Here is a 25,222-nt window from a genome sequence, read left to right on the forward strand (position 1 = left end):
GAAGGCCGCGCCCTTGACTCCATCCCGGCGTGCGGGAATTCGTCGGTCGTACTGTGTTACGGGGCGTCGCGATCCAGGCCGACCGTCCAGCCCTTGGTCCAGTCGTCGCCCTGGCTCGGAACGGCACCGGCGTAGTTGACGTTGTCGAAGAACGAGTCCGTGAACGGCACCGGAGCGACGTTCAGCGCCGGCGAGCCCGGCATCGGGATGTAGTTGTTCAGCATCGGGTCGGCCTGGACGTTGCCCAGCTGGCCCAGAACGAAGTCGGAAACCAGGAACGGGTCGCCGGCTTCATCGTCGAAGGCACCGCCGCCGCAGTTGCCGATGATGTTGTTGTTGAAGGTCAGGTTTTCGGAGTTGTTGAAGGTCGACTCCTGATCGATGTCGACACAGGCATCGCCGAAGCCGGTCACGATCGAGTTGGCAATGGCCACGCCGGTGCCTTCGCGGATCAGCCAGCCGGTGTCCTGCGCGCCGATGAACGTCGCGTTGGCAATGAACGGCAGGGCGCGCGGCAGCGAGTCGTTGGCGTCGCCGTTGTTGTCGGCTTCGATGCCCTGGTCGCCGTCGTCGGTGTACTGCTTGGCTACCAGGTACTGGACTTTGCCCTGCCAGCCCTGGGTCCAGTCGAGGCTGTCGTCACCGATGCCGGTCAGGACCAAGCGCTTGGCGTTGGCCGTGCCGCCGAAGAATTCGATGCCGTCATCCGTGTTCAGGTGAACCTGAACGTACTCGATGGTCGTGCCACGACCGACGCCCTGGAAGGCGATGCCGTTCAGCTCGTTCTCTTCGTTGAACAGGATGCCGGCGTTGGAAACGATCAGGTAGCGGAACACGCCGCTGCTATCGTCCGGATCGTTGCCGCCGTAGGTGCCGGAGTTGCCTTCGCCCTGTGCGGTGCAGACCTCGACACCCTCGGCGCAGCCGTTGATCGGCGCGAAACCGTTGACCACGACGCCGCCCCACTCACCACGGCCCTGGGCCAGGAAACCGCGCATCACGATCGGGTTTTCCTGGGTGCCTTCGGCGAAGACCTTGCCGCCCTGGGCGACGATGAAGGTGTCGAGATCACCCAGCGTACCGCCGACCAGCTCGGTGTTGGGCTCGATCGTCACGGAACCACCGTTGCCGATGACGAACTGACCCTGGATCAGCCAGGTGGTCTCGTTGGTCAGGGTGATGTCGTCGGTGATCGGATCGCCGCCACCGATGATGCACGAACCTTCAACCGGGCCTGCGCTGGCGAAGTCCGGGCAGCCGGAGAACACTTCGTCGACCACGCATTGGGTGCTTTCGGTCAGGCTGGTGAAGGTCGTGGTGCCGGTGCCATTGGCACCGTCGAATTCGAGCACGGCTTCGTTACAGCTATTGAACGTCAAGGTCCCCGAACCCCAGGCGCTGCTGCTCGGCGAGCCGAGATCCGGTGTTGCGAAAGCTCCGCCGGCGAATTCCAGGAACTGCAGCGAAGCCGTGTTGGTGTCGCGGTCGATCTGGGCGGTGTTGGAGATCAACCACAACGGGTTCCCATCCTCGTCGTAGGTGAACCATTCGACCAGAACCGCCGGAGCAAAATCGCCAGCCGGCGCGCGGTTCTCGAGAATGTCGATGATCAGACCGCGGCTACCGCCATCGACATCGCCCCAGTTGCCGGCAAACGTATCGTTGACGACGAACGCGTGCGCGGACGGGGCGCAGATCGCGGCGCCGGCGGCCAGCACAAGTGCGTTGCGCTTGAAATTGTTGAACATGATGTCTTCCTCTGCAGTGGTGAGTGTGACTCGAAACAGCGGGCGTACCCGGTCATGCTAGGACTGCAGAGAGTAGGGGCGGCCGATTTCAACCAAATGACCCTGCCATTGCAGAAACATGACAGGCGCCGCGCTCAAAGGAAATCGTAGGTGATCCCGATGCTCGCGGTACGGCCGTTGCGATAGCGTTGGGTGGTTTCAGGTCCCTGCTTGATCTCGAACTCCGCGTCGAGCAGGTTGCCGAGCTTGGTCTTGAACGACCAATGATCACTCCATTGCCAACGGAACACGAAATCCATCGTGCCGGTCGGCTGCTCCTTCTTGTCCGGCGCACCCAGCACGCCTACCTCGGTGATCCGCTCGCCGACGTAGTTGAACAGCAGGGTAGCTTCGATGCCGACATCCTCATCGTCGTAGCCGAGTTGCAGGTTCGCGATGATCGGTGACTGGCCCTGCAGCGGCCGCGAGATCTCGGTCAGGATGCCCTGGTTCTCGGGCAGGATCGAAATTTCCGACTCGATCACCGACAGGTTTCCGGCGACGTAGAAGCGCTGGAGCCAGGAACGCCCGCCGAACCAGTCGCCGACGAAACCCAGCGTCTTTCGAGCCTCGAGTTCGATACCGAAGTTTTCCGCTTCATCGTTATTCGTGAAGCTCAGACGCTGCTCGACGCCCGGCTGGACGGTCAGCTCGATCGGCTGATCGATGAGCTTGTAGAACACCCCGAACGAAACCAGCTCGTCCTGTGCCGGATACCATTCCCAGCGCGCGTCGAGGTGCTGGACGCTGGAGGGAACGAGGTTCGGGTTGCCGACCACCTCCCGCTCGAGGATCGGGTCGGTGAATGGCGAGTCCGAGAGCTCCTTGAAGTCCGGCCGGATGATCGTTTCGGCATAACTGACCCGAAGCTGCTGGTTCTCGGTGATGAACCAGGTCAGCGATGCGGCCGGGAACAGGTCCTGCTCACCGAGGTTCGACTCCGATTCCACCGCATCCTGTTCGAACAGGCTGAAGGTCCGGACGTTCTGCGCCCAGTCCTCGACGCGCAGCCCGCCGGCGATGCGCAATCGCTCCCAGAGGGTGAAATCGAGGTTCGCATAGTAGGCCTCGATGTCCAGCGAGGCCGCGTAGTTGTCGCTGTTTCGTGTAATCTCGAGCAACCGGGCACCGTCCGGACCGATGTTCTCGGGCGCCAGGATATCTTCCAGGGACTGCGAACGCCGGTCCTCCTCGCTGATGTTGAAGATGTCATCGAACGTGAATCGCCGAATGGTGGACTGGCGTTGCTTGTCGACGTTGCGGTAGCCGAACTTCAGCTTGGCATTCAGCCACCCTCCCGCTTCGAACGGTAGCTCGAAGTCGGCGCCGTAATCGATCGCTTCATCGTCCAACTCGGTATAACGACGAATGTTCGAGTCGGCGCGGCGGGAGAAGATGAAGCCCGCCTCGTCATCCGGGTCATAGCGATACCGGCGACTGTCCGGCGTGCTCAGCGACGCGGCAGAGTCGGAGTAATCCCACTCCAGGCGAGCGCTGTTCAGGAACGGGAGCACGTGCGCGCCCTCGATCTGCATCGTGAACAGCTCGCGCTCTTCCCACTCCAGCTCGCGGAAGCGAATGATGCCATCCTCGTCGAGGTTGAACCCGGTCTGCTCGACGGTCTCGTCCTCGGTCTGGCGCAGCAGCATGGACGTCACGTCGATCTCGTGAAGGTCGCGGTAGTTGACCCCGGCGGTAAGGAAGCCGCTGAGGCCGATCGTCCGCGTGGTGCGGATCAGGTCGAAGCTGTCATTGGAACGCAGCGAGCCGTCACCGAGTGGAATGAAGGTCTGGCGAAGCTCATTGCGCGTTCGCCACGAGTCGTCCCAGAGAATCGAGCCGTTCGCGCCCAGCTCCCAGTCGCTGCCGATCTCGAACCGTTTTCCTCCCTCGATCGATACGCCGACATCGGGCCCGATTTCCTCTCGATCGACGTCATAGACGTTGGGCAACGACTCCCCGAGCGCTTCGAGCTCTTCGGCGGTCAGACCGTCAGGAGTGAACGTGGATCGAAGCGGCGGCAGCTTGGTGCCGTCGGCAATGATCTCGGCGATCGCCGCGGGGATGTCACGCGTGCCGTCGTCGAACCCGGTCCAGTCGCGCCCGCCGCCGGCGTAGGTCAGACCGTCCTTGAAGGTCGTGCCCTCGCGGTAGCCGCCCGACAGCTCGATGGAGAAGAAATCCTCTTCCGGAATGCCGCGCGTGCGGATTTCGACCACCCCACCGCCGAAGTCGCCGGGCATGTCCGGCGAGTAGCCCTTCTGGACCAGGATCGAGCGGATGACGCCGGTCGGGAACAGGTCCAGCGGGACGACCTTGCGGGTCGGGTCCGGGCTGGGGACGTTGGCGCCGTTGACCAGGGTCGACGAATAGCGCTCGCCCAGGCCCCGGATGTAGATGAACTGGCCGTCGACCAGGGTCAGGCCGGTGACGCGAGACAGGGCGCTGCCGACGCTCGAGTCACCGGACCGGGAGATCTGCTCGGCGCCGAGGACGTTGGCGACGCTGGCGGTCTGGCGCTGCTCTTCGATGACCGAGCTCAGCGAGCCTTCGATGAACGGCTCGACGACCACGAACTCGGCCAGCTCCAGGCCGGCCGGTGGCAGCTCGAAGTTGCGTTCGGTCTGCGCATCGGCGGCGATCTCCACACCCTCGATCGTGCGGGTGGCGAACTCGCTGTGCAGCACGGACACGGAGTAGGTGCCGACGGGCAGGTCGATGCGGAATCGACCCTCGTCGTCCGTGCGCGCCTCGACCGGCGTGCCGGAGACGAACAGGCGGGCGTCGACGACCGGGCTGCCGTCTTCCGACGAGCGGACCTGGCCGACCAGCACGCCCTCGCCTTCGACCTCGATCGTCGCGGCCGGCTGCGGCAGCGCGCTCTCGTCGAGTGGCATCGACGACTCGAGGCTGACGAAGGCCCGGCGCGATTCGCCTCGGAGCGTGACGATGACCTGTAGCAGTTCACCGGCCCGGAGGGTCAGCGGCAGGGCGGTCAGCGCCAGCGCGTTGTCGAACACGGTCAGGCGTGTCTGGCCGGCGGAAACCGATACGGACCAGCTGCCGTTCTCGTCGCTGCGACCGGCGGTCTCACCGATCCTGAGGTTCAGGTCCGGCACCGGCCGGCCGTTTTCGAACACCAGCACCGAGACCCGGGCCGGCGGCCCGGCCGATTCGGCGATGGCCGATGTCGCATCGTCCTGTGCCGAGACCATGGATGCAGCCATCGCCAGCAGCAGGACAGCAGCCCATCGCAACAGCGACGGCGAACGGAAGCAAGGTGTCGAGGTCATGTCGGTCAGCGGCAGAGCCAGGGTTCGTCGGCACACTGGGCCATCACGCGGCGCAGCTCGGTGGCCTTGCGGAACAGGTCGGCGCGCTCGAGCGTGACCAGCTGGTCTTCGGCGGCCGCGAAGTCGCCGACCTTGAAGTTGGCGTAGGCCAGGGCGTAGCGGATGTCCTCGCCTTCGCGGGGATCGTCGAGCAGGCCGGTGCGGACCAGGTCGTCGCGCATGCCGGCAGCCTGGTCGAAGCGGCCCAGCTCGATGAAGATGGCCAGCCGCTGCTTGAACTTCTTCGCCTGGTCGATGACCTGGGCGTTGAGGGTCAGCGCCTCCATCAGCCAGCCGGCCCGGCGGTACAGCTCGGCGGCTTCCGAGACCAGCGTCGGGTCGAACGCGGCGGCCTGGCGCATCACTTCGGCGGCGGCCAGGGTCATGTCCTGGTCGAGATAGGTATGGGCCAGGACCTTGGCCACGGTCGCGTTGTCGGGCGCCTGGACCCGGGCGGTTTCGAGGATGCGTGCGGCCTCGCCGTACTGCCCGCTCTGGCGCAGTGCGTTGCCGATCGCGATCGCGTCGTCGATGCCGGCGCGCTCGGTGTCGAGGAACGCCCGGCCCTGTTCGGCGGCTTCCTGGTACAGCCCCTGGTCGACCAGCAGGAACACCTGGCGGCGGGCGAACTCGCTGGCCCGGTCGGGAAAGATCGCCCGGCCTTCGGACAGCACCGCCCAGGCCGCCTCGTACCGCTCCAGCTGCCAGTAGGCCTGGGCGCGCATCAGGTAGACCGAAGGAATGCGCGTGGTCTCGGGCCCGGCCCGGTCCAGCGCATCGAGTGCTTCGACGAATTGGTCCTGCGAAAAATGCGCCTGGGCCAGGTACAGCCAGACCACCGGCTCGGTCTGGCCGGCGGCGATCGCGTCGCCGAATTCGCGCACGGCCAGCGAATGCTCGTTCAGGTTCAGCGCGACCAGCCCGGCCAGCGTGTGGTACCGGACCCGATCGAGTTCTTCGTCGTCCAGGTCCACGCCGGCCAGCACGCTGCGGGCGCGCTGGTAATTGCCGTCGCCGATCAGCAGCGCGGCCAGCGGCAGCCGCTCGACGTCCTCGCCCATGGCCTCCGCGGCCGGATCCTGCGCGCCGGCGGTCCCGGCCAGCAGCAGGCCGGCCAGGGCAACGGGGATCAACAGCCGGAACGCGGGCGACACGGCGATCAACTCAGGTCGAAGCGGACGCGCTGCCGCGCCCAGACCTTGACGTTGCGGCCCTGGTACTGGGCCGGCTCGAAGCGCCAGTTGCGCACGCCTTCGATGGCGGCCTGGTCGAACACCCCGGCCGGCTGGGCTTCGAGCACCTGGACCTTCTCGATCTCGCCGGCGGCCGAGATCAGCAGCGACAGCACCACGTAGCCCTGGACACCCTGCGAGCGCGCGCCGCGCGGGTATTCGACCGGCGCCTGGTAGGTCGGGCGCGGCGGTGCATCGACCGAATCGTCGGTCATGACCACATCGTTGGTGTCGCCGAGCAGCTGGTCCTGCAGGTCGTTCAGGTTGCCGGCCTCGAAGCCGGGAATGCCGAAGTCGATGCCCGACAGCGACGAGTCCAGGCTGACCATCGGCGGGGCCTGCTGGCTGCGCCGCTGCGGCTTCGGCGGCTCGCGCCGCTCGACGCGCGGCGGCGGCGGTTCCGGCTTGCGCTCGACGGAAAATTCCGAGGTCTGGACGACATCAGGCGATTCCGGGCCTTCGGCCAGGCGGTTGATCATCAGCAGCGTGCCGATGACCAGGGCCGAGCCGAGCAGCATGAAGACGAGCCCGGACAGCATCGGAGTGAACCGGCTGCGCTGTGTGAGTTGGGTGACGGTGGTGTTCATGGGGGTCTCCTTGCGCGGTCAGCCCGCGCCGGCTTCGTCCACGGTGGCCACACCGACGTCCTGCGCACCGGCCCGACGGGCCTGGTCGACGACCTCGACCAGCCGTCCGGCCGGCACCTGGTCGTCGGTCACGACCAGCACCGACGACTCACCGGACGAGGCCAGCAGGTCGCGCAGGCGGCTCTGGATGACCCAGACCCGGATCGGCTGGCCGTCCAGGTAGGTGTCGCCGCTGTTGTCGATGTACAGGCGAATCGCCTTGGTCGAGGCGGTGGTCGCACTCGACGCGCTGGGGCGGTTCAGGTCCAGCTTCATGTCCTTGACGAAGGTCGTCGAGACCATGAAGAAGATCAGCAGGATGAAGACCATGTCGATCAGCGGCGAGATGTCCACGCGCTGTTCGGTGTCGGTGCGTTCACGGAATCTCATGCGGTCTTCGCCTCTTCGTGTTCGGCGCAGATCAGGTCCTTGACCTGGGCCAGTTCGGTGCGCAGGTGCAGCGCCTTGCGGTCGAGCAGACCGCCGACGACCAGCCCGGGGATGGCCACGGCCAGGCCCATCTGGGTGGTGAACAGCGCCTGGGAAATCCCGCCGGCGATGCCGCCGGACTGGGAGAACAGCGACATGTCGGCCAGCGAATCGAAGGTCTCGATCATTCCCGACACGGTGCCGAGCAACCCGAGCAGCGGGGCGACGGTCACGATGGTCAGGATCAGCTTGTGGAAGCGCTTGGTCGTGGTCTCGTACTCGGCGAAGGCGTCGTCGAGCCAGCGACGCAGGTTCGGCGGGTTCTGCTCGGCGATCTCCAGGCCGCGCAGTACGGCGCGTTCGATCAGGCCGCGGGGCGCATGGCGAACGCGCTTGGCGTTGCGCTGCAGCAGCACGCGGGCCGAACGCGCCGAGCCTCGGCGCAGCGCAGCGAAGCGATACCCGATGGCGAACCACAGGATGAACGTCGCGACGACCAGCGGCGGCATGACGTAACCGCCGATTTCGAAGTAGAACCGCAGGTCATCGGACAGCAGCGCGAACATCTCAGGCCGACTCCACTCCGCGTGCGCGACCTTCGTAGTACTGGTTGATCACCCGCAGGGCGGCCTTTTCCATGTCGTCCTTGATGCCTTCGGCCCAACCCGACAGCAGGTTGCCGAACACCAGCATCGGGATGGCCACGATCAGGCCCAGTTCGGTGGTGACCAGCGCGATCGAGATGCCGCCCGACAGCAGCTTCGGATCGCCGGTGCCGAACTCGGTGATCACATCGAAGGTCGAGATCATGCCGGTGACCGTGCCGAGCAGGCCCAGCAGCGGCGAAACCGCGGCGATGACCATGATGAACGCGCCGAAGCGGTTCAGGTGCGAGGACTCGTGCAGGATGGCCTCCGACACGATGTCCTCGAGGTGTTCACGGTCGCGATCGAGGTTGCGGATGGCCGCGCTGACCACGCGCGAGGTCGAGCCCTTCTTGCGCTTCAGCACGTCCAGCGCCGCCGAAGCGTCGCCGCGGCGAACATGGCCGCTGACCGCGTCGAGGATCTTCGACGTCGAGGCGCTGGCGCGCTGCAGGAACACGACGCGCAGCACCACCAGCGCCAGGCCGAGCAGGCCGAGGTAGAAGATGATCCAGCCGATCACGCCGCCGGATCGGATCACGTCGAACAGGCCCTTGGTGCCCTTCTTCTCGACTTCGGTCGCGGTCGACTCGAAGATGAAGATCGGCAGGCTGTCCGGGGCGCGACCGGCCGCCAGCGCTTCGGCGACCTCGGCGGTGTCTTCGTTCCAGAGCTTCAGCCCGCCGTCGCCGGCCGGGGCCAGCACGCCGCTGCCGCGCGGGCTGACGCCGTAGGCCGCGATGCCGCCGATCTCGACGATGCGACCGTCGACGCGGGCACCGTCGATCAGGAAGAACTCACCGTCCTCGACGCGGATCGAACCGGCATCGCGCAGCACGCCGAGCGCGGCATCGAACAGGCCCGACACGTCCTCGGCGGCCGGCGCACGGTCGCCCAGGTCCGGCGAATAGGCCTCGGCAAGGCTGAAATCGGCCTGCAGGAAGGTCGAGGCCAGCACGTCGGTGTTCTCGCGCGCGGTATCGACGGCCAGCTCGGATTCGAAGACCCGGTCCTCGAGCCGATCGGCCTCGCCGCCCATCTCGACGACTTCGGCTTCCAGCGCCCGGATCTCGGCCTCGAGCTCTGACTGCTCGGCCCCCATCCGGTCCTGCAGTTCGGCCAGGCGCCGCTCGAGGTCGGCCTTCTGTCCCTGCAGGAACGCGAATTCGCGCTGGTAGGCCTGCTCCAGCGACGGCGCCTGGACCTCCGGCGGCGGCGGCTCGACGGCCGCTGCGGACTCGGTGACCGGCGCGGCGGCGTCTTCGACCGGTGCGTCCTGAGCGATCGCCGGCGCGCCGATCAATGCCAGCCCGATGCCGAGCAGCGCTGCACGCAGGCACCGATCCATGTTCGACGTGTTCATTCCGCGCGCTCCCCCCGGTTGGCCGCCGGACGGATCGATCCGTTCGGCAGTACGAAATATCCGGCCCGGATCTGCTTGTTCAGCGAATCGAACAGGGCCTGGACCTGCTGCACATCGCTGCGGTTCTCGAGCTCGACGAAGCGCCAGGCCTCGCCGCTGCGCACCGCCTGGCCGAAGCGGCCGTCGCGGGTCTCGAAGTACATCGCCACGGTGCCGATCTTGGCCACGTCGGCCAGCACCCGGTCACCGTCGAGCGGAATGATCTGGGCGTACAGCGCGTTCTCACGGGTCAGCCGGAGCTCGTCTTCGTAGAACGACCACAGCCGGTTGATGACCCGCGGCGGGGCCAGCGCACCGGACGCGAGCTGGTTGGCGATCTCGTCGAGCGCGGCCAGCCGGTCGTCGACCTTGAACGGGAAGCCGCCCTCGATATGCCGGCGCAGGTCGGCGATCGCGCGCTCGGCGACCGGCACCAGCGCCTCACCGGCGATGCCGGCCTGTTCGGCGCGGGCCCGGTTGTCGGCCAGGTCTTCTTCGAGCTGCCGGATGCGCAGGTCCTCGCGGCGGCGGGTGGCCTCGAGGTCGCCCTTCTGGGCCGCCAGCGAATTCATCCGCGCGCGATGCTGCTCCTGGGCGCTGTTGAGCTCGGTGTTGAGCGACTCCACGTCGCCGCGAAGACGCACCAGCTCCTCGGCCAGCGCGTCCAGGTCGTCCTGCGCGCGAACCTCGGCGGCGACCAGCAGCGATGCAAGCAGCGCCAGCGCCGCGATCCGGGCGATACCGCCGGCCCGGCAGAATGTATCCAGCATGGGTCCTCCACGATCCGCACGACAGCGGCTTCGACAAGAACTCGCACACTAGGCACGCAAAATGTCACGTCGGTGACGCGAACGTTGCAGAAATGTTGCAGGGCGGTTCCGGGCCCGACCCGAGCCGGAAACGGTGGCCGAAGCGGGGCGGACGCCGGCCGCCGATCACGGCTGTCGATGGGCGCTGATCGGCCGTGCTCGACCGCTCGACAGGACCGATGCCGGGGCCGATGCCGGGGCCGATGCCGGGGCCGATGGCGACCACTGTTGCAAATGCGAATCGTTTGCGATAACTTGCAGGCTCTCCCCCACGAACCCTCGAGCGCACGCATGCACGCCCCGACGCTTCCCCGAATGGCCTGGCTGATCGCGCTCCGGCGCGCGGTCGACGGCCCGGTCGCCCGATTCCGCGACGCCGTTGCCGACGCCCTGGACGATCGACTCGACCTGGCCCGGGCCGAAACCTCGCCGCGACCGGTCACCGCCGACGAACGCTGGCTGATGGCAGCCCTCGACGCCGGTGTCCGCGACGACCCGCTGGCCGCCGAATCCGCGCTGGCCGCCCGGCTCGAGGCCGGGGCGGCGGCCGATCGAGTGGCCGACCTGCTGGCCGCCTGCCGTGCCGTCCGCGACGCCCTGGCCCGGCCCTGCGGCCGGGCCCCGGTGGTTCAGGCCGGGCCGATCAGTACAGCGGTCCGTGCGTCGATGGGCGCACCGAGTGGTGCATCGAGTGGTTCATCAATCACCGCATCGCGCGCCGCGGCGTCAGCCCGGTGTGCTCGGCCAGGAACGCCCACTGGTCGGCGTAGAGGTCGACCAGCATCGAGACCGGCGTGCCGGCGCCGTGACCGGCCCGGGTCTCGATCCGGATCAGCGTCGGCGCGGTACCGGTGTCGACCGCCTGCAGTGCGGCGGCATATTTGAACGAGTGGCTCGGCACGACGCGGTCGTCGGTGTCGGCCGTGGTGATCAGCACCGCCGGGTAGTCCCGGCCGGCGGCGACGTTGTGGACCGGTGAGTAGGCATGGAGCGCGCGGAACTCCTCGGCGTTGTCCGGGGTGCCGTAGTCGTCGACCCAGAACCGGCCGGCGGTGAACTGGTTGAAGCGCAGCATGTCCAGCACGCCCACCGCCGGCAGCGCGGCGGCGAACAGCTCGGGGCGCTGGTTGATCGTCGCTCCGACCAGCAGTCCACCGTTGGAGCGACCGTAGATGCCGAGATGCTCGGGCGAGGTGATGCCCTCGTCGACCAGGTATTCGGCCGCGGCGATGAAGTCGTCGAACACGTTCTGCTTGGTCGTCCTGGTGCCGGCCTGGTGCCACTCGCGGCCGTATTCGCCGCCACCGCGGAGGTTGGCCATGGCGTAGACACCGCCGGCCTCCATCCAGGCCAGGTTCTGGACCGCGAAGGACGGGGTCAGCGAAATGTTGAATCCGCCGTACCCGTACAGCAGCGTCGGCGTGGTGCCGTCCGGCGTCACGTCCCTGCGATGGGCGATGAACATCGGCACCCGGGTGCCGTCGGCGGAGCGGTAGAACACCTGCCGAACCGTGTAGGCCTCGGGGTCGAAGTCGACTTCGGCCGAGCGCCAGGCCGAGCGCTCGCCGGTGGCCACGTCATAGCGATACAGGGTCGGCGGGCGGTTGAAGCTGGAGAAACTGAAGAAGGCCTCGTTCGAGGTCGGCTTGCCGCTGAAGCCGCCCAGCGAGCCGATGCCCGGCAGCTCGACCTCGCCGACCGGCGTGCCGTCGAGCTCGAACACCCGGAGCGCGCTCTTCGCGTCGACCAGGTACGAGGCGGCCAGCCGGCCGCCGACGTCGGCCGCGCCCTGCATCACGTGCTCGCTCTCGGGAATGATCTCGCGGCGGGTGGCCGGCTCGTTCAGCGCAATCGCGACCACGCGGTAGCGCGGCGCATCGTCGTTGGTGAAGAACAGGAACTCACCGTCGCGGTGACTGATGAAACTGTAGTCGTGGGCGAATTCGTCGATCAGCGTGACGACCTCCGCGGCGGGATCCTCGAGGTCCTTGTAGGCCACCCGGTAGCGGTTGTCGGTGCCGTGGAATACCGTGATGACCAGATACCGACCGTCGTGGCTGACCGCGGTCTGGAAGCCCCACTCGGGCTGGTCGGGGCGCTCGTGGATCAGCGCATCGTCGGCCTGGACGTCGCCGAGGGCGTGGAAGTACACCTTCTGGTCGAGGTTCAGCGACTGGAACTCCGCCCCCGACTCGGGGGCCGGGTAGCGGCTGTAGTAGAAGCCCGAGCCGTCGGGCCGCCAGGCCACCGAGGTGAACTTCAGCCAGTTCAGTTCGTCGTCCAGCACCTCGCCGGAGGCCACGTCGAGCACCCGCCAGGTCCGCCAGTCCGAGCCGCCGTCCTGGATGCCGTAGGCGACGAAGCGGCCGTCCGGGCTGGGGACCCAATGGGCCAGGCTGACGGTGCCGTCGTCGGACCAGCGGTTCGGGTCGATCAGCACCCGTGGCTCGGCGTCGAGGCCATCGGCGGCGTAGAGCACCGACTGGTCCTGCAGGCCGTCGTTGCGGGTGAAGAAATAGGTGCCGCCGCGCTCGACCGGGCTGCCGAAGCGCTCGTAGTCCCACAGCGCCTGCAGCCGATCGGTGAAGTACTCGCGCGCCGCCAGCGTGTCGAGGTAGGCATCGGTGACCTCGTTCTGGGCGGCGACCCAGGCCGCCACGTCGTCGGACTCGCGCACGTCCTGCTCGAGCCAGCGATACGGGTCGGCCACTTCGACCCCGTGATAGGTATCGACCACAGCGACCGTCCCGGTGGCCGGATATGCGATCGACTCGGCGGCGTCGGAGGACGCGGCCTCGACCGGACCGGCCTGCGGCGGCGCCGCGGGCGATGCGTCGTCCGGCGGATCGGCCGGCTGGCATGCAGCAAGGACCGGCACGGTCAGGGCGAGGAGCAGGCAGCGGAACGGGGTCGACATCGAAGTTCTCCTGGAACGTGGGGCAAGGACGCGGCAGCGGGCCCACCGCATCGATCGAAGCCGACGACTATAGCGGCGGTCCGCAGGGCGCTCAAGCCTGCCTTCCGGCTCACGGGGCAGGCGTACACTTCAGGGCCTGCGAACCATCTGCCAAGGAGTTTTCGAATGTCCAGACTCAGCCGCCTCAGCGCCGGATTGTCCGCCCTGGTGCTGGCCGCCGCGTTCGGCGTGGCCGGCGCCCAGACCGTCGGCGAGCCGGCGCCGGCCTTCGACCTGCCCGACCAGTACGGCGACCGCCACGCCCTCGACGATTTCAGCGGCCGCTGGCTGGTCGTCTACTTCTATCCCAAGGCCGACACGCCGGGCTGTACGACCGAGGCCTGCAACTTCCGCGACAACATCTACGCGATCCGCGGCGCCGGCGCCGACGTGGTCGGCATCAGCGTCGATTCCGTCGAGGACCAGCGTGCGTTCTCGGACAAGTACAAGCTGCCGTTTCCCGTCCTGTCCGACGTCGGCGGCCGGGCCAGCGAGGCCTACGGGGTGCTGCGCGAGATGGGCTCGATGGACTTCGCCGCGCGCGAGACCTTCCTGGTCGACCCGAACGGCGTGATCGTCAAGCACTACGAACAGGTCGACCCGGAGACCCACACCCAGGACGTGGTGGCCGACCTCGAAGCGCTGCGCGAGGAGTATTCGCCGGCCGGCTGACTGTGCCGGATCCGGCAACGCCGCGCGGCGTTGCCGGGCTCAACCCTCGTCGATGGGCCCGCGCGGAGAGGCCGGGCGGTCGAGCCGCCAGGCGTCGAGCCAGGTGATGCCGGTGGGCTCGTAGCCGAGTTCACCGACCAGGCGCTGGTGGAAATCGGGGAAGTGGCCGGCCCCGTAGAACAAGGCGATCCGCTCGTGGCCTTCCCGGCCGACCTGCTCGAGCACGTCGAGCGCCTTGAGGTTGCGCTGGACGATCAGCGTCGAATCCGGACCGGCCATTGCGTCGAGCAGGTCCTTCTGGCCGGCCAGTTGCTCGGCGAACATCGTCTTGAGGGCATGCTGGCGATCGTCGGCGAACAGCACCTTCAGCAGGTCCGCCTGGGCCGAGGCGGCCTGCTCCGGGGTCTGCTGGGCCAGGCCGGCGATCCAGGCCCGGAACAGCAGCTGCAGCACCGACTCGTTGCGCTCGCGCATCGAGGCGCTGAACTCCTCGGCGGTCATGTCGGCATGGACGAAGTGATCGCGCCGGTAGTCGATCTCGTCGAGCTGGAAGGCCAGACCGAGCACGTCTTTCATGCCGCCCTGCAGCCAGCCGATCGCCGAGCTGCCGCGTGCCTCGGGCGCGCTGCGCGCCGCGTCCGGATCGCCGACCAGTTCATAGAGCACCACGTCGTAGTCGTCGAAGACCCGGTTCAGCGCGTGGAAGTAGGCCGCGTCGGCCACGTGCACCGCACCGACCAGGTCCAGCTCGGCGCCGTCCGGGGCGCGGTAGCCGGCCACCGCGACCTGCAGCGCGCGCGGCTGGCCGTCGGGCGTGACGTCGATGCGCAGGAACTCCGGGGTCTCGGCGGCCGCTGGCAGGGCCAGCACGAGCAGCCCCAGGCCGAGAAGCGCGTCGATCAGTCGGTTGCCGTTCATGGTGTCGAACTCCCTTGCCGTCATTGGAACCGTCGGTGCGTCGGCCCGGCTTCGGGCCGGCACGCCGGTTTTCGCACGCGCGCGTGAAAACGAGCTGCGCTGCTATGATGCCAGCCTGTTTCGACCACCACCCTCGGGGACCGTTCAACCATGTGCGGAATCGTCGCGGCCATCGCCGAACGCAATGTCGTCCCGCTGCTGATCGACGGCCTGAAGCGCCTGGAATACCGGGGCTACGACTCGGCCGGGCTGGCCTTCGTCGACCATGCCGACGCGCTGATCCGCGAACGCTCGGTCGGCAAGGTGGCCGCGCTGGCCGGCCTGCTCGGCGACGGGCACGCCGGCCATGTCGGCCTGGCCCACACCCGCTGGGCCACCCACGGCCGACCGAGCGAGGCCAACGCGCATCCGCACCTGTCCGACGAACGCATCGCGGTGGTCCACAACGGCATCATCGAGAACCACGAAGCGCTGAAGAAGGAGCTCGAAGACGCCGGCTACCGCTTCGCCTCGGAAACCGACTCCGAAGTCATCGCCCACCTGATCCACCGCGAACTCGACCGCGGTGCGGCCCCGGACAAGGCGATCCGCGCAGCGGTCGATCGGCTGGCCGGCAGCTTCGCGCTCGGTGTGCTCGACCGCGATCACCCCGACCGACTGTGGGGCGTCCGTCACGGCAGCCCGCTGGTCATCGGGGTCGGGGTCGGGGAGCATTTCCTCGCCTCCGACGCCGCCGCGCTGGTGCCGCTGACCCAGCAGATGATGTTCCTCGACGACGGCGATATCGCCTGCCTGAGGCTCGAGCAGGTGGAGGTCTTCGACCTCGACGGCGAACCGGCCACGCGCGACGTGCGGATTTCCTCGCTGCCGGCCGACAGCGCCGATCGCGGCCACTACCGGCACTTCATGCTCAAGGAGATCCACGAGCAGCCCGGCGCGATCGCCGAGACCCTGGACGGCGCGCTGGACGGCGCGCGGGTGCTGCCGTCGCTGGATCCGGACCTGCTCAAGCGGGTCCGCGCGATCCACATCCTGGCCTGCGGCACCAGCTACCACGCCGGCATGGTCGCCCGCTACTGGATCGAGCAGCTGGCCGGGCTGCCGGTGACCGTGGAGATCGCCAGCGAGTACCGCTACCGCCAACCGGCAGTGCCGAACGACACCCTGATGCTGGCGATCTCGCAATCCGGCGAGACCGCCGACACGCTGGCTGCGCTCGAGCGCAGCGGCGAGCGCCGCTACCTGGCCCGGCTGGGCATCTGCAACGTGCCGGAAAGCGCGCTGACCCGGGCCTGCGACCACGTCCTGATGACCCGCGCCGGGCTGGAGATCGGCGTGGCCTCGACCAAGGCCTTCACCACCCAGCTCAGCCTGCTGCTGCTGCTGGCCGCCGCGCTCGGCCGCGAGCACGGGCTCGGCGAGCGGGCGCTGCGGGAAGTCACCGAGTCGCTGGGCCAGGTCGTGCAGCAGGCCCGCGAAGTGCTGACGCTGGAGGACCGGATCGAGGAACTGGCGGCCGGCATCGCCGACAAGCACCACGCGCTGTTTCTCGGTCGCGGACCGGAGTTTCCGATCGCGCTGGAAGGCGCGCTGAAACTGAAGGAAGTGTCCTACATCCACGCCGAGGGCTACGCGGCCGGCGAACTGAAGCACGGGCCGCTGGCGCTGGTCGATGACGATCTGCCGGTGATCGTCTCGGCGTCGAGCAACCGGCTGCTGGAGAAGCTCAAGGGCAATCTGCACGAAGTGCGGGCGCGCGGCGGCCAGATGATCGTGTTCGCCGACCGCAACGTGACCCTGGCCAGCGGCGACGGCATCGAAGTGGTCCACCTGCCGATCGAGCACAGTCCTGCCTCACCGATCCTGCAGGTGCTGCCGCTGCAGCTGCTGGCCTACCACGTCGGCGTGCTGCGCGGCACCGACGTCGACCAGCCGAGAAACCTCGCCAAATCGGTCACGGTGGAGTAGCGGCCGCGGGCGCGGCGCCGGCCGGGTTCCGTGCGAGCGGGCCTCGCCCGCGATTCGGTTGCCATCACCCACGGTCCCGAACCACGATGGGACGCAAAAGAAAGGGCCGCGACGCTGCACGTCGCGGCCCTTCGAATAAAAACGCGCCCGGTTCTGGAGCGGGCGCGTCGGTTTCCCAAGCCTGCCATGGGAGGAGCAGGCGAGCGTTCCGGTAAAACCCCTTTTCCGGTTCGCTACTTCAGGTTCCCCTTCCCCGGGAATCAGTTGTACAGCGCGGAGGACTCGTCGCTGGCGCTGGCTTCCAGGTCGGCGTCCTCGGCTTCGAGGTCGACCAGCCAGTCGAGAATGGCTTCTTCAGCCATCAGGGCGTCGAGGTTTGCTGCATCGATGCTGTTCAGGTCCATGTCCAGGTCCTCGTGATTCGTGGTGTCGTCGAACATTTGGCGTTCCTGACGGTTCGCGGTCTTGCCCTGTGTAATGCAAACAACGTGCCAAAACTCCGGGCAACGGCCACAAGACCCGGTGAAACGGGCGGTTCAGGCGATCCGGCCCGGAAACGTGGCCGATCGAAGTGACGCTGCGCGTCAGTCGGAGCCCCGATTGCGTCACTTTTCGTTCGCAGACCGGGCCCGGGATGTCAGAATCGCCCCCCGCTTCGCCTGGATTCCCCGATGCCGCTGAGCCATCGCGCCGCCCTGCTCGCGATCTGCCTGATCTGGGCCGGCAACTTCCTCGCCGCCGCCGTCGCCGTCCAGGCGCTGGAGGCGATGACCTTCACCGCGCTGCGCGCGGCGGTGGTCCTGGTGCTGCTGCTGCCGTTCCTGAAGCCTCCGGCACGCGGCCAGTGGCTGAACCTGCTGACTGCCTGCTGGTGCATGGGTGCGCTGCACTTCGGGCTGGTCTTCATCGCGCTGGAGCGCTCGGCCGATATTTCGTCGATCGCGATCCTGATGCAGGTCTACGTGCCGATGTCGACGCTGCTGGCCGTGCTGCTGCTCGGCGAGCGGATCGGCTGGCGCTCGACCAGCGCGATCGCGCTGGCCTTCGGCGGTGTGCTGGTGGTCGGACTGGATCCGCTGGTGCTGGCCCAGCTCGACGTGCTCGGGCTGGTCCTGGCCTCGGCCTTCTTCCTGGCGCTGGGCACGATCTTCATGCGTCGGCTCAGCGGGGTGAACGTGTTCGGCTTCCAGGCCTGGAACGCGCTGCTCTCATTCGTTCCGCTGGCGCTGCTGGCGCTGGCCACGGAGTCGCCGCTGACGACGATTGCTCGGATTCCGATCAGCGATCCGGTCTGGCTGGCGCTGGGCTATTCGGCGATCGGGGCCTCGATCATCGGCCACGGCACGTTCTACTGGCTGGTCCAGCGCCACGAGATCCAGAAGGTCACGCCGTTTCTGCTGCTGGTCCCTGTGCTGGCGGTGCTGCTCGGCATGCTGGCCTGGGGCGACCGGCCGGGGCCGCGACTGCTGATCGGCGGCGCGCTGGTGATTCTCGGCGTGCTGTGGGTGACCCTGCGCAGCCGGGCGCGGCAACGTCTCGACGGTCCTGCACCGGCCGGCGATCGAGCCACCTGAACCGCGCTTGAATCAGGAGTTCAGAGCCGGTTCAAGGCCGCTCGCGCAGACTGGCCTCGCACTGTCACCCCAAGCGAGGTCCCTGCTCATGAACCATCGAACGTCACTGCATCGTCGCACGGTCCGCCACTGGGCGCTTCCGCTGCTCGCCGCCGGCCTGCTCGCCGGCGCAGCCTCCGCCCACGCCGGCACTTCGGTCCGGCTGGAGCTGCTCGAAGCCGCCGGCTCGTCGCAGGCCGTAAAGGTCGGCTATCGCCACGGCCACCGGGGCCCGCGCCATCATCGCGACCACCGCTCCGGGCGCCGACACGATGGCTACGGATACGATCACGGCCACTACCTCCGCGAGCAGGCCCACCGCTACGCAACGACCGCCGTCCACCAGGCTCGCGAGGCCCGCGCGCTGGGCTACTACTCCGATCACCCGCGCTGGGGCACCGGGTACCACAGCCACTACCGCTGGGCGCTGCAGGCCCGACCGGACCGGATCGACGAGGAAACACGGCGCCGCGCCCGCAAGCTGCGTGAACTGCGGAGCTGGGGCTACGACGGGCCGGCCTGGGCCGACCATCGGCACGGCCCGCACTGCCGCCACTGACGGGGCAGACACGCCGGTACCGGATTCCGAACTCGCCCCGGCCGCCGGGGCGATCTGCCGCGAGCACCGCGGTGACCGGCTCGCCGGCGCCGGGCCTCAGGCGCCGGGCGCTGCCGGGACCGGCAGGGGGACCCGCAGCAGGCCGGCAACCAGCCGCAGCAACTCGTACTCGGCGGCCACGATCCGTCCGTCGGTGCGCGCGCTGCGGACCAGCGCCTCGATCAGTTCACGACGTGCGTCAAGCGAAAGGTCGTCGAGCTCGCGGAAGATTGCGTCGAGCCGGCCCTGCCAGTCGCGACCGGCGTCACTGTCCACGGTCTCGATGCCATCGATGCGCTCGACCGCCGCGGCCCGCGCGTCGCCAGCGGCCAGCGCGTCGTCCGGCTGGCCGTGGTGGGCGAAGATCGCGATCAGGTCGGCCACCGCAGCGGCGTGGTCCTGAAGACGCGCCCTGCCGCCGACCATCCGGCGCGGCGGGCGCAGCACGTCCTCGATCTCGCGGTTCAGCAGCCGCGCCATCACATATTCGAACACGGTGGTCCTGCCGTCGGCCTCGATCAGCCGGTCGACCAGGCGCATGAAATCGAGCAACTGCGCGTGCGGTCGCCGGCGCAGCGCGGGGAAGGCCATCTCCAGCAGCGGCAGGCGGAGTCGAACCGGCAGGTCGGGTTCGATCGTCAGCAGCTTGCTGACCTGGGCCTCGCTGTCGCTGCCCAGGGTCTCGGCGACCATCAGCAGCTGGCGTTCGCGCAACTCGCGGTCGGCCGCGATCAACAGGAACAGCAGCAACTCCGGGGCCCATTCATCGGAATGCGCGGCCCGCTCCAGCGGCGCCGGAATCTCGGCCAATAGCGCCGCGACCGTCAGCATCTGGGCCAGGCCGGGCTGGCCGACCTGCTCGGCGAGCCGGTCGGCCTCGAGCGAGATCCCACCGGGCAGCGCATGGGCCGGCCGCGCGGCCTCGACCGCTTCCTGTTCCGCGCGCGCCGCACGGGCTTCGCGATGACGCGCCATGCTGGCCGCGATCTCGGCGAACTCCGACGGATCGAACGACGGCTGGACCCGGGTGATCCGGTCGACCAGCGGCGGGTGCGTGGCCATCAGCCGGCTCGACAGACTGCTGGCGAACAGCATGTGGCCGACTTCCTGGGTGTTGACGACCAGCTGCGATCCGGCGGTCGAGGCGCCGATCTTCTTCAGCGCCCCGGCGATGCCGTCGGGACTGCGGGTGAACTGCACGGCGGAGGCATCGGCGAGGTACTCGCGCTGGCGCGAGACGGCGGCCTGGATCCAGCGGCCGAAGAACAGGCCGATATAGCCGATGATCATGACGGCCAGTGCAATCAGCAGGATGGCGCTGGCGTTGCGGTTGCGGCCGCTCGTGAAGCGCATCGACGACAGCATCCTGCGTCCGGCCACGGCCAGCACGAGGATGCCGAACAGCACACCCATCAGGCGGATATTCAGCCGCATGTCGCCGTTGAAGACGTGACTGAATTCGTGCGCGATGACGCCCTGGAGTTCTTCCCGGTTCAAGTTCTCCAGCGCTCCCCGCGTCACCGCGACGGCCGCATCGGACGGCGACCAGCCTGCGGCAAAGGCATTGATGCCGTCTTCGTGATCGAGCACGAAGACCTCGGGGACCGGCACGCCGGAGGCGATCGCCATTTCCTCGACGATGTTGAGCAGCCGGCGGCGCAGGGGATCGGTCGTGCTGCCATCGACCTCGACGCCGCCCAGCTCCCGCGCGACCTGGGAGCCGCCGCCGCGCAGCTGCAGCGTGCGGTACAGGCTGGCCAGCAGGATCGTGCCCAACGTGACCGCGCTGGTCAGCGCCACGACCTGGCCGTTGGCCAACCAGAACGACGGGCTGAACCAGCCCTGCTCGGCCGACTGGAATCGCCCGAAGATCGTCAGGGTCAGCAGGTTCATCGCGACCAGGATGGCCAGGACCGCGGCGCTGAACGCGACGATCAGCAGCCGGGTCTGGCGGCGGGCCCGATCCTGTTGACGGAAGAAGTCCATGCGCGCCTGGTCTTGTGACGAGGGTTCGAACGCCGGGGCGGCCGGGCCGCCCGGCGGATCAGCCGAAGTCGACCTTCACGGCTTCGCGCTTGGCCGGGTCCTCGATCTCCAGCAGCTGGGCCGGGCCGAAGCCGAACGGACCGGCAATGAAGTTGTTCGGCACCGATTCGCGCAGGATGTTGTAGTTCATCACCGCGTCGTTATAGGCCTGGCGTGCGAAGGCGACCTTGTTCTCCGTGGCCGTGATCTCTTCGGACAGCTGCATCATGTTCTCGTTGGCCTTGAGATCAGGATAGGCCTCGGACAGCGCGAACAGCCGGCCGAGCGCGCCCGACAGGCCCTGCTCGGCCTGGTTGAGCTGGTTCATCTTGTCCGGATCGCCCGGGTCGGACGAGGCCTGCTTGAGCCCGGTGACCGCGGCATTGCGGGCCTGGATGACGGCCTCGAGCGTGTCCTTTTCGTGGGCCATGTACTTCTTGGCCACTTCCACGAGGTTGGGAATCAGGTCATAGCGCCGCGTCAGCTGGACGTCGATCTGCGCGAACGCGTTCTTGTAGCGATTCCTGGCCGTGACCAGCCGGTTGTAGATCGAGACCGCGTAGACGACCAGCAGCGCGAGCGCGCCGAGAACGATCCATTCCATGACCCCAGACCTCCGTTCAGGTAACCGATCGAAGTGTAGCGGATTCTCCCCCGGGGGACCACGTCGGTACCGACCGCAGCGCCTGTTCTTTGGAAGCAGGAAGCGAGCGGCCAGGGCACGTGGCCGCGAGGGTCGCGATTTCACCGGCCGAGTGGGCACCCGGGCGTTATTCGAGACCCCCTTCCGGGTTGCTGGGAACGCCAGAGAATCCGCGCAGGAACTCCACGAAGCGCTCGGACGCATCGTCTCCGGACCAGCCGGAAAGTCTCTCGATCACCTTGCCGTCCTTGACCCGATAGAAGATCGGTGTGATGTCCAGGGCCATCGGGTCCGGCCACCGCTGATCGTCGGCCGAGACGCGCATAGGAAGACGTTCGAACCGTCGATTGAACGCTTCCAGCCGCGGCAATAGGTAGGTCAGACGCTGTGTGGCGATCCAGGCCGTATTTTCGGGAAGAAGCGACTCCAGCTCGTCGAAGTTTTCTTCGATGAAGTGCAGCGCTCGTACCGAAAACGCACAGCCAGGACTCACAGAACCAATCAGCCATTCATCGCGGCCGACAGCCAATGACGCCGTGAGCAGGTTTCGGTTCTGATCGACGAAGTAGACCGGAAAACGCGCAGGAAGTGGTTCAACGGAATGCGGGGAATACGGAAACTCGACGATCTCATCGCCGAATCGCTCGGCGAGTTCTTCTGCAAGAGAAAAAAAGCGCGCACCGAGTAGAACGTCGTAGACTCGCTGCGCGTGACCAGGCCGGTTGTCCACAACCCGTTCTGCAGGAGACGTGCTCTTGTAGAGCTCGCTCAACAGACCGACCAGGACATAAGCGGCACTCACATCATTGATATGGTCGACATAGGCGCGAAAGGCGGCCAGCCCGAGCTCGAGGTTCGCTTTCGGTAGGGCTTCGAGTGTGTCCTGGTGTGTCGACGGACCCAGCGAAGCATCATCGAATGCCTGCCGGATGCGCTTGCGCGTTTCCGTTCTGCCAACCTCGAAGAACTCACGAATCGCGGCGATCCTTTCTCGGTCGAATTCAGCCTTCCTTTCCTGGAGGTCTGAGGACTCACCGTGTACGGCATACCCCAGACCGATCACAAGCAGGAATCCTGCGGTGGCGGGCATAGGCATCGTCCAAGCTCCTTTTTCTAAGCCGTTCGGCTCCGAGCAAGAAGGGCCCGGGACTGCCCGGGCCCTGATGGAGGAACGGAACGATCAGCCGCAGGACGGCGGATGGCAAGTGAAGTTATCGTCGTGTGCGCAGGTCCCTTGGCCCAAGCAGAAGCCGTTGACGTAGCCATTCCCTTCGCATTTTGCGCCATTCTTCTCCTGGCACGAACCGAACCATTTGATCATTCTGTCGATATCCGTTCTCGCGGTATGGTTCTCGAGTGCCGATACTGACTCCTGAAACCCGAAAAGTTCGGGCACCGCATAGGATTCCGTCGGCGTAAGCTCCTCTTCGAGTACAGCGCTGTTGTACGAAGCAAGCCCCTCGGGCCCGAAAGAAAGGGTTCCGAGGAACACCTTCAGAGCGCCCTCCGAAAGAAGATTCAAAGGGTTGTTCCTTGGGTCGGTGTTGGCGATGTACTCGACCAGTTCAGCCTCGTTACTGATTGGCGCGACCGCTCGATCCATTGCCAAGCGAACCTCCGAAGGCAGTCCTTCGTAGCGCATCGGGGCGTGGGTAAAGTCAGCGGACTCGGCTTCATCAACGAAATCCCGATGTTCGGCGAGCACTGTGACAGCGGTCGGCTCGATTGCGCCGGCAGTGCTTGCAAGCAGCATTGCGATGGCGACACTAGCCAACATCGGATGTTTCATGACGACCTCCATTCCGGATTTCCAAATGACAGATCGCGCCCGAATGCGAAGGCAGCTCTCGACTCGAGTTTTCCCTACTGCTGCGCTTTGCCGTTTTGTCGGCTTGCCATTCAAGCGCAGTAAAAATACGACAAGAGCAACCGTGAACGATATGTGAACACGGTTTTTGTCACTTACCCGGGAAACTCTTGCCATGCTTTGAAGGTTTCGGCAGTGAGTGAAAACGCCTTGTGGACCAACGTTCAAGAGCCGCCTTGGCGGCACCCTGCGCGTGAGCGCGATCGACCAGCCAGGCTATGTTTCGGCCATTGATGATCGGACGTGCTTCGCCGTGAAGGCTCCAGAATTTATCTGGGTCTATCCGAATCTCGCAACGGATTTCAGACTTGATCCGGTCTGATTTGAGAGGTCATGGGGCCTCCTGTAAAGTTTTGTTTTCCAGAACAAACAGTACAGAAAGGAACCCCCATGACCGTCTACAAGCTTATCGCAAAGCTGCTCAAGTTCAAGGATTTCCGGTGCAATGGACTGGCCTTTCGGCGCGGCAACCGGCTCGAGGTATTGGTCAAGCCCTACAAGAACGGCTGCCGCTGTCCGGAGTGCGGCCGGCGGGGACGTATCGTTCGCCAGCGCTCCGAGGTGCGCTACTGGCGTGATATTCCGGTCGGACCCTGGTCGATCTGGCTGATGTACTGGCCGCGTGAGATCTGTTGTGACACCCACGGCCGGGTGACCGAGCAGCTACCTTGGTCTGAGGCGGGCAGCCGGGTGAGTCACCGCTTTGAATACCTGATGCTGCGCTACTGCCAGATCATGCCGCAAAAGGCCGCCGCCCAGCTGCTGCGGTTGCCCGCCTCGACCCTTTCGGATCTGCTCCATCGCACCATTGGCCGGTTGCGCGAGGGCCATCGCATCCGAGGCCTCAAGACCATCGGCGTTGACGAAATCTCCTATCACAAGGGTCACAAGTACGCCACGCTGGTCTATGACCTGGAGCGCTCCTGCGTGGTCTGGATCGGCCAGGGCAAGGCCCGAGCGGCGATCGACCGGTTCTTCAACGAAGCGCTCAGCGACTACCAGAAGGCCAGGATCCAGACCGCCTGCTGCGACATGAGCCAGGCCTACATCGGGGCCATCCAGACACACTGCCCGAACGCCACCCTGGTGCTGGACCGCTTCCACATCGTTAAGGCGCTCAACGAGGCCGTCGACGAGGTTCGCAAAGAGCAGTGGCGGGAGGCTACCCGGGATGAACGCAAGGCGCTCAAAGGGCTGCGCTGGCTGCTCTCACGCCATTCGTCGACCCGAAGCCGGCGCGATACCCAAAACCTCAATGCGCTCGACAAACACAACCGGCGAATCTATCGCGCCTGGCGCCTGAAAGAAGAGTTCGAGCACTTCTGGACCTACCAGGCACCCTGGGCGGCAGAGCGGTTCCTGAAGCAGTGGACCAAAAGTGCATTGCTCAGCCGCCTGGAGCCGCTGCGAAAGTTCGTCCATACCCTCCGACGCCACCAGGATGCCGTGCTGGCCTTCATCGGCACCCGCGTGACCAACGCTATTGCTGAAGGACTCAATCGCATCGTCAAGATCGTCAAGAATCGCGCCAGTGGCTTCCGCCATCTCGATGCGTTCTCCGACATGATCTACCTGACCGTTGGAGACCTCGATCTGCCTGGGCAAATTCCAGTGCGGTTCCGCACACTATGAAAACGCCGGCAAAGACAGTCAGATCAGGCGCTGCGGGCGATCAGAGCTTTGCGAGATCCGGATATAGCC

The 25,222-nt window shown here is 66.7% G+C and carries 20 protein-coding genes; 5 read left to right on the forward strand and 15 right to left on the reverse strand.

Going from position 1 to position 25,222, the window contains the following annotated elements; translation table 11 throughout:
* Positions 1–56: 56 nt before the first annotated feature.
* The 9 genes from HFP89_RS00515 to HFP89_RS00555 form a co-directional block, all read right to left on the reverse strand.
* Complete coding sequence (locus HFP89_RS00515; RefSeq protein WP_168715682.1) at positions 57–1,748, reverse strand: hypothetical protein; 1,692 nt, start codon at positions 1,746–1,748, stop codon at positions 57–59.
* A 134-nt stretch (positions 1,749–1,882) separates the two neighbouring features.
* Entirely contained in the window at positions 1,883–5,116 is a 3,234-nt protein-coding gene (locus HFP89_RS00520; protein ID WP_168715683.1) for a TonB-dependent receptor, read from the reverse strand.
* Positions 5,086–6,273 (reverse strand): tetratricopeptide repeat protein, encoded by a 1,188-nt coding sequence (locus HFP89_RS16260; protein WP_168715684.1) that lies wholly within the window; start codon positions 6,271–6,273, stop codon positions 5,086–5,088. The genes HFP89_RS00520 and HFP89_RS16260 overlap by 31 nt, the downstream gene beginning before the upstream one ends.
* A 5-nt stretch (positions 6,274–6,278) precedes the next feature.
* The gene (locus HFP89_RS00530; RefSeq protein ID WP_168715685.1) at positions 6,279–6,938 is read right to left on the reverse strand and encodes an energy transducer TonB; all 660 of its coding nucleotides are present in this window, start codon (positions 6,936–6,938) and stop codon (positions 6,279–6,281) included.
* Between the two features lie 18 nt (positions 6,939–6,956).
* On the reverse strand, positions 6,957–7,367 hold the full coding sequence (locus tag HFP89_RS00535; protein WP_168715686.1) for a biopolymer transporter ExbD: 411 nt from the start codon (positions 7,365–7,367) through the stop codon (positions 6,957–6,959).
* On the reverse strand, positions 7,364–7,972 hold the full coding sequence (locus HFP89_RS00540; RefSeq protein WP_168715687.1) for a MotA/TolQ/ExbB proton channel family protein: 609 nt from the start codon (positions 7,970–7,972) through the stop codon (positions 7,364–7,366). The genes HFP89_RS00535 and HFP89_RS00540 overlap by 4 nt, the downstream gene beginning before the upstream one ends.
* A gap of 1 nt (position 7,973) precedes the next feature.
* Entirely contained in the window at positions 7,974–9,413 is a 1,440-nt protein-coding gene (locus tag HFP89_RS00545; protein ID WP_168715688.1) for a MotA/TolQ/ExbB proton channel family protein, read from the reverse strand.
* Positions 9,410–10,222 carry a DUF3450 family protein gene (locus HFP89_RS00550; protein WP_168715689.1) on the reverse strand — a complete coding sequence of 271 codons (813 nt, stop codon included), beginning with the start codon at positions 10,220–10,222 and terminating at the stop codon, positions 9,410–9,412. Before HFP89_RS00550 ends, HFP89_RS00545 begins: the two co-directional genes overlap by 4 nt.
* Before the next feature lie 742 nt (positions 10,223–10,964).
* Positions 10,965–13,178 carry a prolyl oligopeptidase family serine peptidase gene (locus HFP89_RS00555; RefSeq protein ID WP_168715690.1) on the reverse strand — a complete coding sequence of 738 codons (2,214 nt, stop codon included), beginning with the start codon at positions 13,176–13,178 and terminating at the stop codon, positions 10,965–10,967.
* Positions 13,179–13,343: 165 nt separating this feature from the next.
* Here HFP89_RS00555 and HFP89_RS00560 point away from each other — a divergent pair, with 165 nt between their 5' ends.
* Positions 13,344–13,889: a peroxiredoxin gene (locus tag HFP89_RS00560; protein ID WP_168715691.1), complete on the forward strand. Its 546-nt coding sequence runs from the start codon at positions 13,344–13,346 to the stop codon at positions 13,887–13,889.
* 39 nt (positions 13,890–13,928) lie between these two features.
* Here HFP89_RS00560 and HFP89_RS00565 read toward each other — a convergent pair whose 3' ends face one another.
* Positions 13,929–14,807, reverse strand: a complete 879-nt coding sequence (locus HFP89_RS00565; protein WP_168715692.1) for a hypothetical protein — start codon at positions 14,805–14,807, stop codon at positions 13,929–13,931.
* A gap of 150 nt (positions 14,808–14,957) precedes the next feature.
* Here HFP89_RS00565 and glmS point away from each other — a divergent pair, with 150 nt between their 5' ends.
* Positions 14,958–16,775 carry a glutamine--fructose-6-phosphate transaminase (isomerizing) gene (gene glmS, locus HFP89_RS00570; RefSeq protein ID WP_168715693.1) on the forward strand — a complete coding sequence of 606 codons (1,818 nt, stop codon included), beginning with the start codon at positions 14,958–14,960 and terminating at the stop codon, positions 16,773–16,775.
* 260 nt (positions 16,776–17,035) lie between these two features.
* Here the strand turns inward: glmS and HFP89_RS00575 are convergent, their stop codons facing one another.
* A complete protein-coding gene (locus HFP89_RS00575) occupies positions 17,036–17,215 on the reverse strand; it encodes a hypothetical protein (protein WP_168715694.1) in 180 nt (59 codons plus the stop codon).
* Positions 17,216–17,446: 231 nt separating this feature from the next.
* On the opposite strand from HFP89_RS00575, the gene HFP89_RS00580 reads away from it, so the two are divergent.
* Both HFP89_RS00580 and HFP89_RS00585 read left to right on the forward strand, forming a co-directional pair.
* Positions 17,447–18,349, forward strand: coding sequence for a DMT family transporter (locus HFP89_RS00580; protein WP_168715695.1), 903 nt, complete (start codon positions 17,447–17,449; stop codon positions 18,347–18,349).
* Between the two features lie 88 nt (positions 18,350–18,437).
* The gene (locus tag HFP89_RS00585; protein WP_168715696.1) at positions 18,438–18,947 is read left to right on the forward strand and encodes a hypothetical protein; all 510 of its coding nucleotides are present in this window, start codon (positions 18,438–18,440) and stop codon (positions 18,945–18,947) included.
* Between the two features lie 96 nt (positions 18,948–19,043).
* Here HFP89_RS00585 and HFP89_RS00590 read toward each other — a convergent pair whose 3' ends face one another.
* From HFP89_RS00590 to HFP89_RS00605, 4 genes are all read right to left on the reverse strand, one after another.
* Positions 19,044–20,972: a M48 family metallopeptidase gene (locus tag HFP89_RS00590; protein WP_168715697.1), complete on the reverse strand. Its 1,929-nt coding sequence runs from the start codon at positions 20,970–20,972 to the stop codon at positions 19,044–19,046.
* A gap of 58 nt (positions 20,973–21,030) precedes the next feature.
* The gene (locus tag HFP89_RS00595; protein ID WP_168715698.1) at positions 21,031–21,615 is read right to left on the reverse strand and encodes a LemA family protein; all 585 of its coding nucleotides are present in this window, start codon (positions 21,613–21,615) and stop codon (positions 21,031–21,033) included.
* Between the two features lie 166 nt (positions 21,616–21,781).
* Complete coding sequence (locus tag HFP89_RS00600; protein ID WP_168715699.1) at positions 21,782–22,750, reverse strand: hypothetical protein; 969 nt, start codon at positions 22,748–22,750, stop codon at positions 21,782–21,784.
* 84 nt (positions 22,751–22,834) lie between these two features.
* A complete protein-coding gene (locus HFP89_RS00605; protein ID WP_168715700.1) occupies positions 22,835–23,443 on the reverse strand; it encodes a hypothetical protein in 609 nt (202 codons plus the stop codon).
* A gap of 468 nt (positions 23,444–23,911) precedes the next feature.
* Between HFP89_RS00605 and HFP89_RS00610 the strand changes: the two genes are divergently transcribed.
* Positions 23,912–25,153 (forward strand): ISL3 family transposase, encoded by a 1,242-nt coding sequence (locus HFP89_RS00610; protein WP_168715701.1) that lies wholly within the window; start codon positions 23,912–23,914, stop codon positions 25,151–25,153.
* The last annotated feature ends 69 nt before the right edge of the window (positions 25,154–25,222 follow it).

It is taken from the genome of Wenzhouxiangella sp. XN79A, assembly GCF_012272825.1.
Taxonomy (GTDB): Bacteria; Pseudomonadota; Gammaproteobacteria; order Xanthomonadales; family Wenzhouxiangellaceae.

What these genes read in the sequence shown, in the direction of transcription:
- HFP89_RS00515 (WP_168715682.1), bottom strand. Translation starts at nt 1,748, where the DNA reads ATGTTCAACAATTTCAAGCGCAACGCACTTGTGCTGGCCGCCGGCGCC.
- HFP89_RS00530 (WP_168715685.1), bottom strand. Translation starts at nt 6,938, where the DNA reads ATGAACACCACCGTCACCCAACTCACACAGCGCAGCCGGTTCACTCCG.
- HFP89_RS00535 (WP_168715686.1), bottom strand. Translation starts at nt 7,367, where the DNA reads ATGAGATTCCGTGAACGCACCGACACCGAACAGCGCGTGGACATCTCG.
- HFP89_RS00540 (WP_168715687.1), bottom strand. Translation starts at nt 7,972, where the DNA reads ATGTTCGCGCTGCTGTCCGATGACCTGCGGTTCTACTTCGAAATCGGC.
- HFP89_RS00545 (WP_168715688.1), bottom strand. Translation starts at nt 9,413, where the DNA reads ATGAACACGTCGAACATGGATCGGTGCCTGCGTGCAGCGCTGCTCGGC.
- HFP89_RS00550 (WP_168715689.1), bottom strand. Translation starts at nt 10,222, where the DNA reads ATGCTGGATACATTCTGCCGGGCCGGCGGTATCGCCCGGATCGCGGCG.
- HFP89_RS00555 (WP_168715690.1), bottom strand. Translation starts at nt 13,178, where the DNA reads ATGTCGACCCCGTTCCGCTGCCTGCTCCTCGCCCTGACCGTGCCGGTC.
- HFP89_RS00560 (WP_168715691.1), top strand. Translation starts at nt 13,344, where the DNA reads ATGTCCAGACTCAGCCGCCTCAGCGCCGGATTGTCCGCCCTGGTGCTG.
- HFP89_RS00565 (WP_168715692.1), bottom strand. Translation starts at nt 14,807, where the DNA reads ATGAACGGCAACCGACTGATCGACGCGCTTCTCGGCCTGGGGCTGCTC.
- glmS (WP_168715693.1), top strand. Translation starts at nt 14,958, where the DNA reads ATGTGCGGAATCGTCGCGGCCATCGCCGAACGCAATGTCGTCCCGCTG.
- HFP89_RS00575 (WP_168715694.1), bottom strand. Translation starts at nt 17,215, where the DNA reads ATGTTCGACGACACCACGAATCACGAGGACCTGGACATGGACCTGAAC.
- HFP89_RS00580 (WP_168715695.1), top strand. Translation starts at nt 17,447, where the DNA reads ATGCCGCTGAGCCATCGCGCCGCCCTGCTCGCGATCTGCCTGATCTGG.
- HFP89_RS00585 (WP_168715696.1), top strand. Translation starts at nt 18,438, where the DNA reads ATGAACCATCGAACGTCACTGCATCGTCGCACGGTCCGCCACTGGGCG.
- HFP89_RS00590 (WP_168715697.1), bottom strand. Translation starts at nt 20,972, where the DNA reads ATGGACTTCTTCCGTCAACAGGATCGGGCCCGCCGCCAGACCCGGCTG.
- HFP89_RS00595 (WP_168715698.1), bottom strand. Translation starts at nt 21,615, where the DNA reads ATGGAATGGATCGTTCTCGGCGCGCTCGCGCTGCTGGTCGTCTACGCG.
- HFP89_RS00600 (WP_168715699.1), bottom strand. Translation starts at nt 22,750, where the DNA reads ATGCCTATGCCCGCCACCGCAGGATTCCTGCTTGTGATCGGTCTGGGG.
- HFP89_RS00605 (WP_168715700.1), bottom strand. Translation starts at nt 23,443, where the DNA reads ATGAAACATCCGATGTTGGCTAGTGTCGCCATCGCAATGCTGCTTGCA.
- HFP89_RS00610 (WP_168715701.1), top strand. Translation starts at nt 23,912, where the DNA reads ATGACCGTCTACAAGCTTATCGCAAAGCTGCTCAAGTTCAAGGATTTC.